Genomic DNA, 18,730 nt, shown 5'->3' with positions numbered 1-18,730 from the left:
TCGGGAAGTAAGGTGCCTTGGCCTCGATGTTCACCTTGGATAAAGCGCTTCATGGGCGATCCCTGCGATGAAATCCTCAGAAATCATAGCAAGGGTTCGCGAATGCGTTTTTACACACTCTGGGCCGCTTTTGGCCGATTCTGTTGAAAAAGGCGGTCTGCCCAAACTGCCTGATCATTGACTGGTGAAAACGCCTTTTCTGCACGCTGCTACGTGAAATCCGAGTCAGGAAGCCTCTGCCAAAAGTAAAGATTTCAATCTCGGACGCGTACTTTTCTGATGCGCAAACCATGGCCGACTTTTTCAACAGAATCGGCCGATATCAGTCTGTCGTCAGCAGCTATTTATGGCCAGTCTTTCCTGTGAGCCGCGAGGAGCGAACGACAGTAACGTTCGCAGTACCTCACGGCTGACCTGGGTTGTTTTCAGAAACGGCGCTTCACAAACCTCTCTAATAGCGGTGAGGTCGGGGGGGCAAAGGTCACGGCACTCATCACTTGGAAGCAAGCGCAGTGTTTCCCCGTACCTGTTGGGTATCCGCGGCCGTCTGGCGACCCACCTTGAACCATGCGGCGTACAACGCCGGGACGAAGAAAATCGTCAGCAGCGTCGCCACAGTGAGGCCACCCATGATCGCGATCGCCATCGGCCCCCAAAAGACGCTACGTGTGAGCGGGACCATTGCGAGCACGGTGGCCAGTGCCGTCAGCATTACCGGTCGCGCTCGGTGAATGGCGGCATCCAGCACAGCATTCCACGGGTCACGCCCCTCGGCGATTTCGATTTGTACCTGATCGATCAGGATCACCGCGTTTCGCATGATCATGCCACCCAGAGCGATGATGCCCAGGATCGCGACGAAGCCCAGCGGCGATTGAAACACCAGAAGTGCGGGCACCACACCGATCAGGCCCAGCGGTGCGGTTAGCAGCACCATCCACATGCGGGAAAAGTTCTGCAATTGCAGCATGAGTAACAGCAGGATGGTGATCAGCATCAGCGGTGCCACCGCGAGTAGCGCCTTGTTGGCCTTGTCGCTTTCCTCAACCGCTCCACCCACATCGATGCGGTAACCGGTCGGCAGCTTGGCTTCGATGTCCTTAAGCAATGGCTGGATTTCCTGCGTCACCGATACACCTTGCTCTCCATCCTTCACGTCGGCACGCACAGTGATCGCCATGTCGCGGTTACGGCGCCACAGTACCGGCTCTTCCAGTTCAGAGCGCACCTGTGCGACTTGCGACAGCGGCACCACCGTGCCCTGGCGTGTGTAAAGGTTGATGTTTTTCAGTGTGTCGAGGTTCAAGCGTTCCTCCGGTACGGCACGGGCTACGATGTCGATCAGATCCTCGCGCTCCCGCAGTTGCGACAGGGTTGCGCCGTTCATCACGGTCTGGGTCGCCAGCGACACGTCGGCCGGCGTGAGGCCAAGCGCGCTCGCCTTGTCCTGATCGAGCTCCACCTTCATCGTGCGCACCGGGTCGTTCCAGTCGAGCTGGAGGTCGCGCACCTTCGGGTTGGACGCAACTACCTTCTCCACGTCGCGGGCGATCTTGCGCACCACCTGGGTATCGGGGCCTACCACGCGGAACTGCACCGGGTAGCCGACAGGTGGCCCCAACTCGAGCCGGGTCACGCGCACCCATGCCTGTGGGAATTGTTGGTCGGCCGAGGTCACCAGCCGCGCACGTACCCGCTCGCGTGCATCCAGGTCCTTGGTCATCACAACGAATTGGGCAAATCCCGGATTCGGCAGTTCGGGGTTGAGCGAGAGATAGAAGCGCGGCGCGCCGGCGCCGGTGTAGGCAGTATAGAAACGCACGTCCTCGTCCTTCGCCAGGATTTCCTCCATGTGCTTAACCTGCTCGGTCGTTGCGGCGAACGAGGCGCCTTCCTTGACGCGCAAGTCAATGACCAGCTCAGGGCGCGAACTGTTGGGGAAGAATTGCTGCGGCACCAACTTGATGCAAGCGAGGGCAAGCACCAGTGCGCCAACCGTCGCACCTATGACCATCCAGCGGTGCTCGATGGCGGCGTCGATCAGGCGGCGTAGGTTGCGGTAGAACTTTGTGTCGTGCTGACCACCGTGCTGGTGCTTGCCCAAGTCGTTGGGCAGCATCTTGACCGCCAGGTACGGCGTGAAGATGCCGGAGCAGATCCACGAGAACAGCACTGCGGCACCGACGATCCAGAAAATGCCGCCTGCGTACTCGCCGGTGGTGGACTTCGAGAGGCCGATCGGCAGAAAGCCCACGACGGTGATGAGTGCGCCGGTCAGGCGCGGCATGGCGGTGGACTGATAGGAGAAGGCGGCCGCTTTCACGCGGTCCATGCCGGTTTCCATCTTCGCCACCATCATCTCGATGGCGATGATGGCGTCATCCACCAGCAGTCCCAACGCGATAATCAATGAGCCGAGCGAGATGCGCTCGAGGTTCCAGCCCATCGCCAGCATCACCAACGCCACGCCGCCCAGCACCAGCGGCACCGTGGCTGCGACCACGAGGCCGGCGCGCCAGCCCAGGCTGGCCAGACTTACAGCGATCACGATGATCAGCGCCTCGGCCAGTGCTCGCCCGAAGTCCAGGATTGCATCTTTCACCGTGGTTGGCTGGTCAGCCACCAGCTCCAGCTCCACGCCGTGCGGAAGTTCTGACTGGATCTTGGCGACTGCCGTGTCCATCGCCTTGCCAAGGTCCACGATGTTGCCATCGCTGGTCATTGTGATACCGAGCATCAGCACTGGTTGGCCGTTGTGGCGGACCGTGTAGGTCGGCGGATCTTCGAAGCCACGTGTAACGGTCGCGATGTCGCCGAGCTTGATCAGCCGGCCGCCCGCGGAGATGGGGACATTGCGGATAGCCTCTTCGCTGGCGAATTGGCCACTCACGCGCACCATGACGCGGTCGCCACGGGTGTCAATCTGGCCTGCGGGCAACATCGCGTTCTGGCTCTTGAGGCTTTCGGCGATGGCCAGTGGTGTAATGCCCAGTGCTGCCAGGCGCTCGTGCGAGAACTCGACGTAGATACGCTTGGCCTGCTTGCCGATAAGATCGATCTTCTTGACCATCGGCACCTTCAGCATCTGGCGCTTGATGTCTTCGGCCGCGTCCGACAGGTCGGCGTGGCCGACACCGTCGCCCTTGACCGCGTACATCAGGCCATACACGTCGCCGTACTCGTCGTTCAGGATCGGGCCGATCACGCCGTCAGGCATCTCCAGGCTCAGGTCGTTGAGTTTCTTGCGCGCCTGGTACCAAGCCTCGCGCTGGTCAGCCTTGGAGGTTCCGCCGCGCACGGTGAGCGTCATGCCCGCGTAGCCTTGCCGCGCGTAAGTGACCACCTTCTCGAAGTTGTCGATCTGCTCGAATTTTTTCTCCATGCGGTTGAGGACCTGGTCCTGCAACTGCTGGGCAGTGGCGCCCGGCCAGATGACCATGGCGGTCATGGAGGGCACGGAAAAATTCGGATCTTCGAGCTGACCGAGGCGGGTGAAGCTGAACGCGCCGGCCGCCGCGACAATGAGGAGCATGAACAGAACGATGGCGCGATGGCGCAGCGCCCAGTCGGTGAGGTTGAGATTGTTCATCGGGCGGCCTGCTGCGTGGCGTTCGCATCAACAATCGCCGTGCCGGGAAGCGCGACCTTCAGTCCGGATGCCATCTTCTGCACCCCGGCGGTGACGACCAATACTCCGGCCTGCGGCCCGGAGACGAGCACCTCATCGTTGCGATAGCCCAATACCGCCACAGGCACCAGTTCGACAGTGCCCACCGGATTCTTGCCCTCGGGCGTGACCACCCACAGCGCCGGCTGGCCGCCGGTTTGCGTCAGTGCCGTCGCTGGCACTGCTGCCACCGAGACACTGGTCATCTCGCGCTCGGCCATAACCGTGGCAGTGGCGCCGAGCGGCAGCGCCTGCACCGGCTTGAGCCGGGCGCGATAGGTGCGCGTCTGCGTTGCAGCCTGCGGCGACAGCTCGCGCAGGGTGACATCGAAGGTCTCGTTCGGCGCACTGGCCAGCGAGGCTTTGAAACGCGCCTCCTTGAAGGTGGACAGCTGATCCTCGGGCACATCGATGACGATCTCGGATTCGTCCGGATTCGCAACCGAGATCACTGGCTGACCCTCCGCCACGACCTGTCCCGCTTCGATGCGTACCGCCGTGACCACGCCGCTACGGGAGGCGCGCAGTATGGTGTACTTGAGCCGGTTGCGTGCGAGCTCAAGTTTTCGCGCCTCGGCCTCGGCGGTCGCACGCGTGGTCTGGGCATTGGTATGCGCACGCTCATCGTCGGCCGCGCTGACTGAGCCATCAGCCTTCAGGGCCGTCAGGCGTTGGCGATCCGATTCCGCCTGACGCGTCTGCTCCACGGCAGCAGCCCACTGCTGTTGCGACGCTTCCTCCGCGAGACGGTAGTCGCTGTCGTCCAGCACAGCCAGTATGTCGCCTTCGTGCACCGTCTGACCTACATCAACTTTGCGCTGGGCAACCTTGCCGCCCACCCGAAAGGACTGCTCGACTTCGTGCCGCGACTGCACGGTGCCCACGTAGCGACTGACGTCGCGGGCATTGTCGTAGTTGATTTCAACGGTACGTACCGCTCTGGGGGCCGGCACGGACGGCTGGTCCGGGCTGCACGCGCAAAGCATCACGGCGACGGCCAAGGCGCCGGCCGCAGTAAGGGAATTCTTCAAGACGGTTCCTCTTTGGAAAACGACAAATACTTAGGAAAGTGGTGGCCGGTCGGTTTTAGCGGAGGCGGTTGAGTTGGCGGGTTGTTCGAACACCTGCCAGCCCCCGCCCAGTGCTTTGTAAAGCTGCACGCTGTCGAGCAGCAGTCGGGTGTTGCTTTCGTTGGCACTCAGGCGTGCAGTCAGACGCGCGCGCTGCGAATCCAGCAGAGGCAACAGGTCGATCTGCCCGCGGTTATAGAGCGATTGAGCGCGATTCTGTGCCGTCTCCGCAGACGCGGCGGCCAATTGCAGCGACCCGGAACGGCGGCGTTCCTGCGCAAGCGTGACGAGGGCGTTTTCCACATCCTCGAGCGCCCGCACGATGCCGTCTTCGGCGCGCAGCAGAGCCTCTTGTTGAGCACTTTCAGCCGCTTCGTTGATCGCTTGCGTGCGCCCAGCATTGAAGAGCGGCATCGCCAGCAGGCCCGCGACGTTAGTGAAGCGCGCAACGCCAAGATCGGCACCGTTCAGGCTCAGGCCCTGGCGGCCAAAGGACGCGCCGAGGAAGAGTTGCGGGAACCACTCAGCTTTCGCTTGCTGGCGACGTGCATTGGCGGCGTCGAGCTGTGCCATCAGCACCAGTACGTCAGGTCGGCGTTGCAGCAACTCGGCGGGCTGCCCGGGCTTGGCCTGGGGTACGTCGGCCAAGTCTGCGCTCGGAGGCTGGATGTTTGTGGTGTTGAAAGACTGGTCGGCGATCAGCACCGCGATACGGTGGCGTGCCACCGCCACTTGGGTTTCCAGCGGCGGAATCTGCGCCCGCGCCGACAAGGCGTCGGTTTGTGCGCGTTCGACGTCGAATGCGGATGCCAGCCCCACCTGTTGACGCGCGGTAACCAAGCGCAGCGTTTCATCCTGCATCGCCGAGATTGCGCGTAGCGTCGCGACCTGGCGTTGTGCACCGACCAGTGTGAAATAGTTGCTGACGACATCGCTCATCACCAGCAGGCGTACTCCTCGCATGCTGTGTTCCGCGGCTAGCGCATCGGCGTCTGCCGCCGCCGCGCCGGCTCGCAGACGGCCGCTCAGATCGAGTTCCCACGAGACGTCCAGACCCACACTGGCGGTCTTGATATCCGGATAGCCCTGTTTTACGGCCGAGTTGAAGCCGCTGCTGCGGTCGCTGCCGGAGACGGATGCGCCGACGCTCGGGAGCAGCCAGGACTGGCTGACCGTTTCTCCGGCTCGCGCTGCACGCAAGCGTTCGGCGGCAATCTTGACGTCGCGGTTCTCACGCGCGGCTCGGCGCACCAGATCCGTCAGCAACGGGTCGTGGTAGACCTCCCACCAAGCTGCCTCGGGCTCCATCTCGGAGGCCGTACTCGCGGCAAAGTGGCTCGGTACGTCGAGCGATGGCTTGACGACCGGCGTGGAGCAACCGGAAAGGGCGAGGGCGATCGAAGTGACAAGGGCTGCCGCCATGGCGAACCCAGTCGAGCACTTGGTCCGTTGCAAGGTTATCCCACCGGTATGGCGGGGCAGCGGAAGGGGGGTGGAAAGTCGCGGCATTAGAAATGGACTCGTGTAGTTCGAGGTGGCGTCAGCGTAGGGGTACCGTGTACGCAAAGTCGTCAGCGAACCGTCACCGTTCGGTCGCCATGCGCTCTGTATGTCGTTGCCGGAAAGGATCATTTGCTGTCGCTTTCTATTGCCTGCTCACCGGTTGCTGACGTCAGATCCGCGCCAATTGACTCGAGCAACTCTGTGGCGGACGAGAACTCGCGCTGACGCCCGGTCACCAGGTTTTCGAGCCGGCCCTTCAGGGCGTCCGGCTCGGCATCACTGCGCAACTTGACGACGTATGAACGGCGGCTCGGGTATTTGGATTCAGGGTTAAGGCTCATCGCAGACCTGGGGATCGAGAAAGTTCGATGCCAGCGTAAGCCGCCCCCCGGGAGAAGTCGTAAGCGAAAGGTCAGGGTTTAGTCGGGACAGCACCCACAAAACTGAGACGGTGACCAGCGGAACGCTGGTGGTCACGCGGTTTTAGCCACGCTGAGTGGGCGCGATATCAGTTCACCAGGCGATGAAGGATACGCCGTCGCTTCAAGTCGACTTAGCAGCCAGAAGCAGTGAGTGCGCACGTTTCACCAGTTCGGTTCCGTCAGTTTCGGGCAATTGGTCAATCAGCTTCACCAATGCCAGGTGATCTTCGGTTGTAACGTCGTGATGCTCACTCAGCTCGACCATTGCGAGCAGCTCCAGCCACGATGCTTCCTGGGCGCGTGCCTCCTCAATCGCACGCCGCACCGCCACGCTGCTGGCATCCGATCGACCCTGAGCTCGCGCGATCGCGGCCTCCAGCAGCAACAACTGCGGCAGGTATACGCGTTCGCCCAGTTCCTCTCCCACCCGGAAGGCTTCCTGCAATTCAACGTGCGCTGCGTTGTAATCGCCTGCCAGTAGCAGCGCCTCGGCGGCGTAGCCGAGTACTTCGCTGGCACCGGAGCGCATACCGAGTCCGGTGTGTTCCTCGTAGGCCTCACGGATGTGCCGGTAGCCGTCGTGGGGGGCACCGTTGCGCGCGTCGGCCCAGCCGCGCCACCAGCGGCAAGCCGTGCGTCCGAGCGCGAGCGAATATTCATCGACGAGCTTCTGCATGTCGTCAGCCAGCGCTGCCACCCGCACAGGGTTTCCCAGTCGTACCTCGATCAACACCTCCTGCCAGGTAGCGACCAGCCATGTCATAGGTTGTTCAAGCGTATGCGCGCGGGTTCTTGCTTGCTGCAAATGGGTTCGCCCTTGCTCAATCAGGCCAGACCGCACCAGCTCGATGGCCAGCATACCGTGCAGCATGACCTGGGGATCTGCCGCAAAGATCTCGTTTGTCCCTATGCCCAGCGGCTCGGCGATCGTGAGGGCGCGCTCTAACCAGCTGCGTGTCATTTTCGTGCGGCCCTGGAGGTGATGCACCTCGCCTTGAACGATGCACGCTGCCAGCATGAGCTCTTGATCGTTTGCGTTTAGGGAGAGAATTTCAGCACGCTCTGCCACTTCCAAAGCCTGCGAATAGTCGCCGCGCAGACCGAGCAGATAGCCGAATCCGTGCAGAAGGCGACCGCGCATAGGGTGCTCGGGTACATACGCGAGCAGCGTGTACGCCCGTTCGAAAGCGCCCTTGGCTTCGCTGCCGACACCAAACATGTGGAAGGCCGAAACCCCCTGCAACGTGGCCAAGGTAATTTCGAGCGTATCGCGCTCCGTCCCTTCGGGTGCCTGCATAAGAAGGAGTAGGGCGCGCTCAGTGAGGCCGATGCACAAGTCCGGGCTGAAGTGTTGTAGCGCGGCTTCTGCGGCCTCGGCGTAGTAGCGCAGCGCGATCATCGGCAGCCGGGCACGGTCGAAGTGCATCGCCAGTTCCGAGGCCGCAACCGACACACCGGCCGAGCGCTCGCGTTCGAGGGCAGTGCCAACCTGGCCATGGAGATCGATGCGCAACGAACGCGGCGTGCGGTCATACAGCACCTGGCGAAAAAGGGCGTGTCGGAACGAGTAAGGAGGCTCTACCGCCTCGTCAACATCGGGAGCCCGCGATTGTGTGAGCCATACCTGCTCACGCATCAGTTCCTCACAGGCACCGATCACTGAAGAGAGATTGCGCTCCAGGGCTAGCGAAACCGTCTCAACCCGGAAGTCGGCCCCGCACACCGCAGCCGCCGAAAGGAGAGTACGTTGTTCCGGACCAAGCTTGGCGATGTAGTGATCAATGATGGCGGCCAGGTTGTCGGGAACCGCCAGATCCGCCAGTCGAGCTTCGATGGTGGTTTCGTCTTCTTTTGCATCCATCACTTCACTGATGATTGAGGAAACGAACAACGGCACGCCGTCGGTCCGTTCGTGCAGGGCGCGCACGAAGGCTTCATCGCGTGCCAGTGAGGCTGAACGCAGCGCCACATAGTCGGCGACCTCGGTTTCGGAAAACGGGTCGAGCACCACTTCCTCGCACAAGCGTTGCAGACGTAGTTCGTGACGCAATGAACTGAGCGGATGGTCGAGCGCCACCACTTCGGCAAGGCGGAAACTTGACAGCCACATGAGCCGTGCGGGGCCACGGCGTCGCGCCATGTAGTTAATCAGCTGAACCGTCGCCCGGTCGCTCCAGTGCAGGTCTTCGGTCACCAGCAACAGCGGGCGCAGCTCTGTGTAGCGGTCCAACAGTTCACCGAATTCCCTCAGCATGCGTTCCGGGCCGACGCCGGCCAGTTCGCGCCGCAATGCGTCTCGCTCCTCCGTGCTACTCAGCCAGGGCAATTGCAGCAGCCAGGTTGGTGCCACTTCGTGCAACAACGCCGGCAGGGTCGGGTCGCTGCGGCACAGTTCGGCCAACGCCTCCAGCACCGGCAGGTACGGTTCGCTGGTGCCGAAGTGTTCCATGCAATGGCCGCGTGCGCAGGCGATGCCGCCAAGGCCGGCGAGGAAATGTTCGATCAACGTGGTCTTGCCGATCCCCGGTTCTCCAGCAAGCCAGACCACGGCCCGCTGGCCCCCACTAGCCCGCTCCCACGCCCGTTGCAGCCTGGAGACCTCGTCAATGCGACCGATGAATGACGGAAACGGATGTGTGTCGGTCGCCGTAACCGCCGTGGATGTAGGCGGCATCGAAGCAGCAGGGGGCGACACGGCAATGAAGCGATAGCCGCGCCGCGACACAGTCTCAATAAAACGAGGATGCTTGGGGTCATCGCTCAACACCTTGCGCAGATCGCTGATGGCCGTCTTCAGGACCGAATCGCTGACAAATCGATGCCCCCACACGGCATCCAGCAAGGCGTCTTTGGATACCAGCGACCCCGGCTGGCGTGCGAGCACGCATAACAACAGGAAAGGGGTCGGTGCCACCGCCACCGCTTGCCCATCACGCAACAAGCAAGCGTTGGCTTCGTCGAGTTCGAACTCGCCGAAGTCAAGCAGGACGGGTGTCGGATGGGGCTGCGGACGCGCCACGGTTGATTCCTAAAGACTTAAAACATGGTGGTGCGCTGAAGATTCGCACGTGATCCAGTGTTGAAAAAACAATATTCCTGCCGTTCTGGTCCTGTCGACACGTCTTCTTGCACCGACTGTTCTCCAACTTCGGCTGGGGCCCTGGCAGCCACGCACTTCAGTCCTGGGCCATTGCACCCATGACAACGCTGATCGGCTCTGAAGCCAAGCGACGTCGGTCGGAAACTGACACGCGCGCAACTTCACGCCACCAGCCTTCTTCGCCTGACCGCGGCCACTTACGCCTGTATCTCAGCTCGTCCGGTCGGTCATATCACGGCTTTTCCATGATCTCAAAAATTAATGACAAAAACATCAATATTGAAATATCTCTCAATATTGCATACCTTGAACCCTGCCTGACGATGAGACCTGCGCGCCTCACGACTTCAATCACAACAAGGGCTCGAAATGAACAACAACAAAAAAGATTCCGAATTGCCTCCCTCCGCCGTCGACGTGCTGGTCGTCGGTAACGGTCCGGTAGGTGCAACGATCGCGGCGCTGCTCGGCCGCTATGGGGTTACGACCTTGGTGCTGGATAAGCTCCATGAAATCGTACTGATGCCTCGTGCCATCGCTCTGGACAACGAGGCCCTGCGCATCCTGCAACTCGCCGGATTGTCGGAGGACGCTTTCGAGAAGATCGTTATCCCTGAAGTGAAGATGCACTCTCCGGTCCTCGGTCAATTCGGTCGGGCCAATACTGAAGGGTGTATCGATGGCCATCCCAAGCTTGTGACGTTCTATCAACCCGACCTCGAACGAGCGATGCGTGGCCAGGTTTCCCGGCTGAAATCAGTGACCAGCCTGGGTGGTTTCGAACTGGAGAGTCTGGTCGAAGAAGCGAAGTGCGTGGTCGCCACCGTACGGGATCAAAATGGGCAATCGCATTCTGTTCGCGCCCAGTACCTGATCGGTGCGGACGGCGCCAGCTCCAAGGTCAGGGCGCTGATCGGCCAGGAGTTCGAAGGACAAACCTATGCAGAGGATTGGCTGATTGTCGATGCCAAGAACCGGCATCGGTCAGCCATTGATCACATTGAGTTTCTCTGTGATCCGCGGCGGCCCACGCCGCACATGCCCGCCCCCGGTGGAAGGGAACGCTGGGAATTCATGCTGCAACCCGGAGAATCCCGGGAAGAGCTGGAAAGCCCGGAAAGCATCGCGCGGCTCATTGCGCCATGGGTCAATCCGCAGGAGCTGGAAATCGAGCGCAAGGCGGTGTATCGATTCCACGCGCGTTGCTGCAACAAATTCAGCAAGGGACGTACTTTCCTTGTCGGCGACGCCGCACATATCACCCCGCCCTTTGTGGGGCAAGGTCTCGTAGCGGGCCTTCGTGATGGTGCCAACCTTGCCTGGAAGCTGGCTTGGGTTCTTCGTGGCCACGCCGCGCCTGCGATACTCGATACCTATGATGTAGAGCGCCGCCCGCATGCTCAGGCGATGATCGATCTGGCAAAACTCATGGGCCGTCTGGTAATGCCCAAGAACAAGATCGCGGCTTTCTTCATCCACGGCCTGATGCGTATGCTGGCATTGACTCCCGCTACCAGGAGGTACTTCGAGCAGTTGGACATCAAGCCGAAGAACACCTTCAAGCACGGCCTGTTCGTGCAGCATCGTCGGGGTGACAAGTTGGTACGTGGCAGCCTGTTTCCCCAAGCTTGGGTTCGCACCCTGCAAAAGCAGATCAAGCTGAGCGACGATACACTGGGAGACAACCTGACCCTGGTTGGATTCGGTGTTGACCCGTTGTCACTGCTCACCACTGATCAGATCGTTTCCTGGGAAAAGATGGGGGGCCACTTCTTAGAGGTTAGACCCCGCGGCCAACGTTCCGGCGGCAGTTGTGACTTCATCGAAGACATGAACCATGACATCCTGCCGCTGGCTGCGAAAGGAACACTCGTCGCCGTTCGTCCGGACCGTATCATCATGCATCACGCCCCAGGCACAGAGGCAAGCAGGCTCCTTCAAGACTGCAGGGGTCTGCTGATGAGTGATGGCGCCACTTCTGACAGCGTTTCCATTACCATCAACGAGCCGATTAGATTACGAGCTTAATCATGCATTCCCCCACACCTCCTTTAGAAGCTGCTGCACCAGAACCTCTCACCAGGGGGCACAAGAAGCGTGAGCGCACCCGTCGCGGCCTGGTGGACGCGGCATTGCGTCTTATCGCGCGTAAGGAGGTGGGGGAGATCGCACTGCTTGAAGTAGCTGCGGAGGCAGCGGTATCCAACGGCACCATCTACAACTATTTTCGGACTCGCGACGAAGTACTCGAGGCGGTTGGCATTGCCATGGCCGCTGAGTTCTCTGACGCCATTTCCGTTTTGAACTCGGACGTTCAGTGCGGTGCGCAGCGGCTTTCGATCGGCGTACGTATGTTTGTATGTCGAGCCGCCGCCGACCACCAATGGGCGAATGCGCTGCTGCGCATCATCCATTTCGACCAGGCAATGCGCTCGCGTTTGGCTGCCCATGTACTTGGCGATCTGCGTGAGGGGCTGCGTGCGGGCACTTTTGCTTACGAGGATGAAGGGGTCGCCATGGACATAGTTCTGTCGTGCACAACCGGAGCAATGCGCTCAGTTGTCGAGGGCCGTGCGGTGGCGGAGCACGATCTGCGGGTCGCGGAAATGATTCTCCAGGCTCTGGGCGTTACGCCTGCCAGAGCCAGGAAAATCGCCGGAAAACCGCTACCCGCCTGATTTGGTGTCACCCTCGATCTGCCAGGCTTGATCAATCCATTTCCGATAACTCTTCGCCTGGCGACGAGACTTCAGCTGATTACCTATCAGTGCCATAAGTGGCGACGTCCCAGGTTGTGTCCGTTTCCCTTGGCTCAACAAGCCAAGCTGCTTCTTGATCACCGACGCCACTGCGAGCGATGCCAGCGCCTTGTTCTTCCAGTGAACGACAATGGGCTCCACTTTGATGTCCCGACCGGCCATCCACTGTTTCGGCAGGGCTGGCTCGATTGCCAGCGCAGTGGCAAGTCCGACCATCGACACTGAGCCGCTCACCACTCGCTCCGCGACCTCCTTTCTGCGCACGCCGCCAGTGACCATCAGCGGCATGCGTGCTATTTCTCCTATTCTTTGCGCGATCTCGAGAAAATACGCTTCTCGAGCCAAGCGGCTGCCATCGCGGGTTTGCCCCTGCATCGCCGGGCTTTCGTAGCTGCCACCAGACAACTCGACCAAGTCGACCGCTTTGGTATTGAGCATTTCCACTACACGAGCCGCATCCTCGGCATCGAAACCACCCCGCTGGAAATCAGCGGAATTGAGTTTCACCGCGACGCAAAAGCTCGGTGCCACTCGCTGACGTATTGCGTCGATGGTTTGCAGCAGAATTTGCGCACGATTTTCCAGGCTACCGCCCCAGCGGTCGTTACGCTGGTTGGTCAAGGGCGACAGGAATTGACTGAATAGATAGCCATGCGCTGCATGAATCTCCACGCCAGTGAATCCGGCGCGCTCTGCCAACACCGCCGCTTGGGTATAGCGCTCAATCAGCTCTTCGATCTCCTGCTCATTCAAGGCCCTGGGCGGCACAAAAGCTTTTGACAGTCCGGGTATATCGACCGCAACTGCGGAGGGGCCCCTTGCCGGTTGCCCCATTGAAGCCAATAGCTGCCGTCCGGGATGATTGATTTGCATCCAGGCCTGGGCTCCACGACTGCGACAGGCATCGGCCCATCGCCGGAAATTCACCAGGTTCCGATCGTCCTCAAGCACCACGCCAGCCGGTCCGGTCAAGGCGTGGCGATCAACCATGACGTTGCCCGTTATGATCAGACCGGCTCCACCCTCAGCCCAACGCCGATAAAGATTAACCAACGCTTCCCCTGGAGCGTGATCCTCATTGGCAAGATTCTCCTCCATAGCAGCCTTGGCGATTCGGTTTGGAATCACCGTGCCGTTAGGCAATCGAAGCGGTTTGAAGAGCTTTGAGCCGGTCATGTTCTGTCCTTCAGCTAATGAAAAGTCGGCCAACCATCGCAGGGCTTGATGTGTCGAGAAGGCAAGCCTGAAACACAACACAATTGAACATGAGTGTTCAATTGTGTCAATGGCGTAGGACTTTAATTGACTTGGCTGTGGCCGATTTTCAGACAGAAAAACCTACACGTTTAAAAATATGGTTGACGGAAAATGAACACGAGTGTTCAATCTGTCCATAAGGTAATCCTGGAGAGAGAACCGTGGAATCCCTAAATCCAACACAGCGCCGCATTCATCAAGCCGCCTTTCGCCTGTTTGCTGAACGAGGCACCTCACAAGTGAACATTCTCGACCTCGCACAAGAGGCAGGAGTGGCGCGCGGAACGGTCTATAGCAACATCGACAGCATGGAAAGCCTGTTCGAGGCGGTCGCCAGCCATCTTGCGAGGGAGATGCATGAGCGCGTCAACAAGAGCTTCGATTCACTGTCTGATCCCGCTCAGCGCCTTGCCAATGGCATTCGATTCTTCATTCGTCGAGCTCATGAGGACTCCCAGTGGGGAGCATTCATCCACAAATTCGCCATGAGCAATGCTTCGTTGCGCGAAATGTTCAGCAGCCAAGCGACTACGGATCTTCTGAGCGGACTTTCCACTGGGCGGTACACGTTTGCGCAGGAGCAATTGCTCTCAGTACTGACGCTGATATCGAGCAGCGTGCTTGGCTCAATTTTCCTCGTACTGGAAGGTCATAGAACGTGGCGCGAATCGGGCGCTGACACCGCCGAGCTGGTGCTGCGGGCGTTGGGTGTGCCGCCAGAGGAGGCTCGTGCCCTGGCGACCAAAGAGTTGCCGGCACTCCCGTCTCTCGACTGAGCGTCTAACTGACTCAACTAGACAACACCCCTGGTTTTTCAGGGGTTCGGGACAGCTTTGCCCTAAAAAACCGGAAAACAAGAACAATGAACAACAAAAACGAAGTGTACCGGTTGGCGACACAACAACCTGCCCGGCATCCACAGCCGACGGTGAAGGCCCAGGATCTGACTCACCTGATCTTTCAAAGACCGGACTTGAATGAGGCGGCGCGTTTCCTGACCGACTTCGGCCTGACGGTAAGTCGGCAGGACGCCGATACGCTCTATCTACGCGCCACCGACGCCACTTCATACTGTTACCGCGTCCAACGTGCCGAACATGCACGTTTTATCGGGTTCGGACTTGCAGTGCAGTCTTTAGAGGACCTGGAAAAACTCACTCGAATCCCAGGGGCGTCCTCGGTAGAGAAGTCGGAACATCCGGGTAAAGGGTATTACGTCAGACTGACGGATCCTTCCGGTTTCATTGTGGAAGCCATTTGCGACCAGACTCCAAGTGAAACTCTTGAACATAGAGCTCCTCTTCCTTGGAATCTGGCGCAGGAGCAACCGCGAATCAACGCCACGCAGCGCCCACCGATTGCTCCGCCGGAAGTGCTCAGGCTTGGCCACATCGTAATTGAAGTGGCCGACTACCAAGCGACCTGTGCCTGGTATACCCAGCATTTCGGGTTTATTCCCAGCGATGTCCAAGTACTCCCCGACGGCACACCTATTGTCGCTTTCATGCGTCTTGATCTCGGTGAAATTCCCGCGGCGCACCATACGCTCGCGATAGCGCAAGGGTTCATGGCGACCTATAGCCATAGCGCCTATGAGGTCGTCGATGCAGACGCGGTGGGAATGGGGCAGCGCGTCCTGCGCGAGCGCGGTTGGGAGCACTCATGGGGCATCGGCCGACACATTCTGGGCAGTCAGATCTTCGATTACTGGCAAGACCCATGGGGCGATAAGCACGAGCATTACTGCGACGGGGATATTTTCACGGCCACTCGGCCTACGGGCATTCATCCGGTGAGCCCCGAGGCAATGGCCCAGTGGGGGCAGCGCATGCCCAAGAGTTTTACAAAACCCAAGATGAGCTTAACCAATCTGCTTCTGTTGATCCGCAACCTGCGACGCAGCCCGGACCTGACAATTCGAAAGTTGGTAACACTCATGCGGATGTTTGGATAGAGCTGCCGCCATGTCGGGCAACGGTCAGCCCCCTACGGAACAACACCACAGTTCTCGCGCCGCTGAGTGCGGGACAAACGCCGCTCCAGGAGTACCTTCAATGTCTGCTGTACACGTAGTCCGCTTTGAATTTCAGAACGGTATCCACTGGGGCGTGCTTCGCCAGGGCCGTATCACGGTCATCCCCGGTGTTTTTGAAACCACCGGTGACTTCATTCGCCAGAACAGTATCGACGACCTCGCTCAACTGAAAGGCGCGGAGTTGGAGGAGGGCGAAGTGAAATTGCTGTCGCCGGTGACCCGGAACCAGCAGTTCGTCTGCCAGGGCGCCAATTACCGTCAGCACATGATCGAATCGGGCATGGACCCGGATGCGAAGAAATTCAACATGATCTTCACCAAGGCGACGAGTTGCCTGGTGGCGGCTGACAGCGACCTGATCAAGCCGCGCACCGTGCGCTTCCTCGACTACGAGATTGAACTGGGGCTTGTGATGAAACGCGCGATCACCGGTTCCGTGTCTGTCACTGACGCCAATCTGCATGAGTTCATCGCCGGCGTCGTCATTGTCAATGACTACTCGGCCCGCGACATTCAGATTCCCCAGATGCAGTTCTACAAGGGCAAGAGCTTCCGCACTTTCGGCCCGGTCGGTCCCTACCTCTGTCTTCTGGATGCCAAGGACATGCATTACCTCAAAGCACTGCAGCTGCGCCTGACAGTCAACGACCAGGTGCGACAGAGCGACAGCACGGCCAACCTGGTTTACGGCCCCGCTGAAACCCTTACCGAGCTCTCCTCCTTGCAAGACCTCGCCGCTGGAGACCTGATCGCCACCGGTACTCCGGCTGGCTGTGCGCTAACGATTCCTTCGCCTGCCAAACAGCGCATTGCGGCTCTGATGCCAGAAGCCACCAAGTGGAAACTTTTTCTCAAGGCGCAGGAGAGCCGGCCGCAGTATCTCAAGGCGGGTGACGTGGTTGAGGCGCGTATTCGCAGCGCCGATGGTGTGATCGACCTCGGTGTGCAACGCAACCGAGTCGTGGGGGAAGCCTGATGGTGGTGCAGACCCTGAGCGACATTGAAAATCTTGAACGAGTCCCCTTGTCGGAGCGTGGCCTGGCGTCCAGCACCTATGAAGCTCTTCGACAGGCGGCTGAGTGCACCCCCCAGGCTCCGGCGCTAAGCTTCTTCGCCGATGCTGCCGATTTCAGACGCACCTATGAGTGGAATTATTCTCAGCTCTTCGCGGATATCACGCGCGCTGCAAATGCGTTCCATGACCTGGGCATAAAACCGGGCGAGGTGCTTGCCTTCATCCTGCCCAACTTGCCGGAAACCCACTTCACTATATGGGGCGGGGAGGCGGCGGGCATCGTCATGGCGATCAACCCTCTGCTCGAAGCCAAGCAGATGGCCGGCTTGCTGAATGCCGCGAAGGTATCCGTGGTAGTGACGCTTGCGCCGACTGCGGGCAGTGATCTGTGGCCCAAACTGGCTTCGCAGCTGGATCAGTTACCCACGGTCAGGTCTGTCGTTTGGGTCAGCATGGAGTCCTATGTCGCCGAACCTGTGCGTGGGGCTCTGAAAGCCGTGGCACTGAAGGAGCGAGACTTACACCGCGGCATCCCGATCCATGATTGGCGGTCGCTGATGAATGCTCAGCCGCACACATACCTGATGAGCGGTCGGCAAATCCGCCAGGATGAATGCTCCTCCTATATCTGTACTGGCGGCACCACCGGGCTCCCCAAGATCGCCGCGCGTACCCATGGCTCTGAAGTATTCAATGCATGGTCTGTGGCCGCTCACTTGCAGCCACGCAGTGGCGGCCAGGTTATCTTTTGTGGCCTGCCGCTATTTCATGTCAATGGACAACTGGTTACTGGACTGATGCCTTGGACTCAAGGCGACCATGTGATCCTCGGGACGCCTCTTGGGTATCGTGGCGAGGGGGTGATCCCACGATTCTGGGAGATGGTCGAGCACTTCGGTATCAACCTCTTTTCCGGCGTGCCAACTGTCTACGCTGCACTTTTGCAAAATGAATGGCAGGGTCGCGACCTATCCAGTCTTCGCTTTGCAATGTGTGGCGCCGCGCCCATGCCGGCCGAGCTTTTCCGAGAGTTCGAGCGCCGGACCGGGGTAAAGATCCTGGAAGGTTATGGTCTTACCGAGGGCGCTTGCGTCTCCTCAATCAATCCGCCCCATGGTGAGCGCCGCATTGGCTCCATCGGGATACGGATCCCCTACCAGAAAATGCGTGCGGTCATGCTCAATGATTCTGGAGAGTACCTGCGCGACGCCAACGTGGATGAGATCGGTCTCATCACGATCAGTGGTCCGAATCTCTTCGATGGCTATCTGGAGGCGCGTCATAACCAGGGCCTTTGGATCGATATCGACGGCCAGCGCTGGTTGAATACGGGCGATCTGGGTCGCCAGGATGCGCAGGGTTACTTCTGGCTGACCGGGCGCAAGAAGGAGTTGATCATTCGCGGCGGCCACAACATCGATCCCAAGCAAATCGAGGAGGCTCTGCAGACGCATCCCGCTGTCGCCTTGGCCGCTGCAATCGGCAGCCCCGATGCCTACTCGGGCGAGGTGCCGGTCGCCTACGTTCAACTGCGCCCCGGGCATGCCTGCAACGCCGAAGAACTTGTGGCATTCGCTCATCTCAACATCAGCGAGCGGGCAGCGGTTCCCAAGCGCATTGAAATTCTTGAAGCGCTGCCACTGACTGCCGTTGGCAAGATATTCAAGCCCACTTTGCAGCAGCGGGAGATTTATAGAGTCGTCCAGCAGGAAGTGGAACGTATGTGTCTGCAGGAAGTTGAGGTAGAGGTGTTACAGGATGCACGACGCGGGCTAGTCGCATGCATCCGGGCGGGAGGCAATCAGGAGGCCCTGGCCCTTCTACTAGGACGGTATAGCTTCCAGGTTGAGTGGATAACTGAGAGCGAGTCCGCCTCTATAAGTTAAGCAAGCATGCCCTGGT

General features: G+C 59.8%; 12 protein-coding genes. 6 read left to right on the top strand and 6 right to left on the bottom strand.

What is annotated here, in order from left to right; all coding sequences use genetic code 11:
• Window positions 1–493: 493 nt before the first annotated feature.
• The 5 genes from KGB06_RS17065 to KGB06_RS17045 form a co-directional block, all read right to left on the bottom strand.
• The gene (locus tag KGB06_RS17065; protein WP_223517709.1) at window positions 494–3,589 is read right to left on the bottom strand and encodes an efflux RND transporter permease subunit; all 3,096 of its coding nucleotides are present in this window, start codon (window positions 3,587–3,589) and stop codon (window positions 494–496) included.
• Window positions 3,586–4,698, bottom strand: coding sequence for an efflux RND transporter periplasmic adaptor subunit (locus KGB06_RS17060; protein ID WP_223517708.1), 1,113 nt, complete (start codon window positions 4,696–4,698; stop codon window positions 3,586–3,588). Before KGB06_RS17060 ends, KGB06_RS17065 begins: the two co-directional genes overlap by 4 nt.
• 30 nt (window positions 4,699–4,728) lie before the next feature.
• The gene (locus KGB06_RS17055; protein WP_223517707.1) at window positions 4,729–6,159 is read right to left on the bottom strand and encodes an efflux transporter outer membrane subunit; all 1,431 of its coding nucleotides are present in this window, start codon (window positions 6,157–6,159) and stop codon (window positions 4,729–4,731) included.
• A 206-nt stretch (window positions 6,160–6,365) separates the two neighbouring features.
• Window positions 6,366–6,581: a hypothetical protein gene (locus KGB06_RS17050; protein ID WP_223517706.1), complete on the bottom strand. Its 216-nt coding sequence runs from the start codon at window positions 6,579–6,581 to the stop codon at window positions 6,366–6,368.
• A 202-nt stretch (window positions 6,582–6,783) separates the two neighbouring features.
• The gene (locus tag KGB06_RS17045) at window positions 6,784–9,681 is read right to left on the bottom strand and encodes an ATP-binding protein (protein ID WP_223517705.1); all 2,898 of its coding nucleotides are present in this window, start codon (window positions 9,679–9,681) and stop codon (window positions 6,784–6,786) included.
• Window positions 9,682–10,131: 450 nt separating this feature from the next.
• Between KGB06_RS17045 and KGB06_RS17040 the strand changes: the two genes are divergently transcribed.
• Both KGB06_RS17040 and KGB06_RS17035 read left to right on the top strand, forming a co-directional pair.
• Window positions 10,132–11,790: a bifunctional 3-(3-hydroxy-phenyl)propionate/3-hydroxycinnamic acid hydroxylase gene (locus KGB06_RS17040; protein ID WP_223517704.1), complete on the top strand. Its 1,659-nt coding sequence runs from the start codon at window positions 10,132–10,134 to the stop codon at window positions 11,788–11,790.
• Window positions 11,791–11,792: 2 nt separating this feature from the next.
• Window positions 11,793–12,440, top strand: coding sequence for a TetR/AcrR family transcriptional regulator (locus tag KGB06_RS17035; RefSeq protein ID WP_223517703.1), 648 nt, complete (start codon window positions 11,793–11,795; stop codon window positions 12,438–12,440).
• On the opposite strand, the gene KGB06_RS17030 is transcribed toward KGB06_RS17035, so the two are convergent.
• A complete protein-coding gene (locus KGB06_RS17030) occupies window positions 12,429–13,697 on the bottom strand; it encodes an NADH:flavin oxidoreductase/NADH oxidase family protein (protein ID WP_223517702.1) in 1,269 nt (422 codons plus the stop codon). The two genes, KGB06_RS17035 and KGB06_RS17030, sit on opposite strands and share 12 nt — an antisense overlap.
• Window positions 13,698–13,939: 242 nt before the next feature.
• Here KGB06_RS17030 and KGB06_RS17025 point away from each other — a divergent pair, with 242 nt between their 5' ends.
• The 4 genes from KGB06_RS17025 (at window position 13,940) to KGB06_RS17010 (ending at window position 18,714) form a co-directional block, all read left to right on the top strand.
• Window positions 13,940–14,554 carry a TetR/AcrR family transcriptional regulator gene (locus KGB06_RS17025; RefSeq protein WP_223517700.1) on the top strand — a complete coding sequence of 205 codons (615 nt, stop codon included), beginning with the start codon at window positions 13,940–13,942 and terminating at the stop codon, window positions 14,552–14,554.
• Between the two features lie 86 nt (window positions 14,555–14,640).
• Entirely contained in the window at window positions 14,641–15,732 is a 1,092-nt protein-coding gene (locus KGB06_RS17020) for a VOC family protein (protein WP_223517699.1), read from the top strand.
• A 100-nt stretch (window positions 15,733–15,832) separates the two neighbouring features.
• Window positions 15,833–16,789 carry a fumarylacetoacetate hydrolase family protein gene (locus tag KGB06_RS17015; protein ID WP_223517698.1) on the top strand — a complete coding sequence of 319 codons (957 nt, stop codon included), beginning with the start codon at window positions 15,833–15,835 and terminating at the stop codon, window positions 16,787–16,789.
• On the top strand, window positions 16,789–18,714 hold the full coding sequence (locus KGB06_RS17010) for an acyl-CoA synthetase (RefSeq protein ID WP_223517697.1): 1,926 nt from the start codon (window positions 16,789–16,791) through the stop codon (window positions 18,712–18,714). Before KGB06_RS17015 ends, KGB06_RS17010 begins: the two co-directional genes overlap by 1 nt.
• Window positions 18,715–18,730: the final 16 nt, after the last annotated feature.

The organism is Pseudomonas sp. GL-B-19 (assembly GCF_019956415.1).
In the GTDB taxonomy this organism is placed as follows: Bacteria; Pseudomonadota; Gammaproteobacteria; order Pseudomonadales; family Pseudomonadaceae; genus Aquipseudomonas.
The sequence above is the reverse complement of the archived record's forward strand: the minus strand, read 5'-3'. Positions and strand labels throughout refer to the sequence as shown.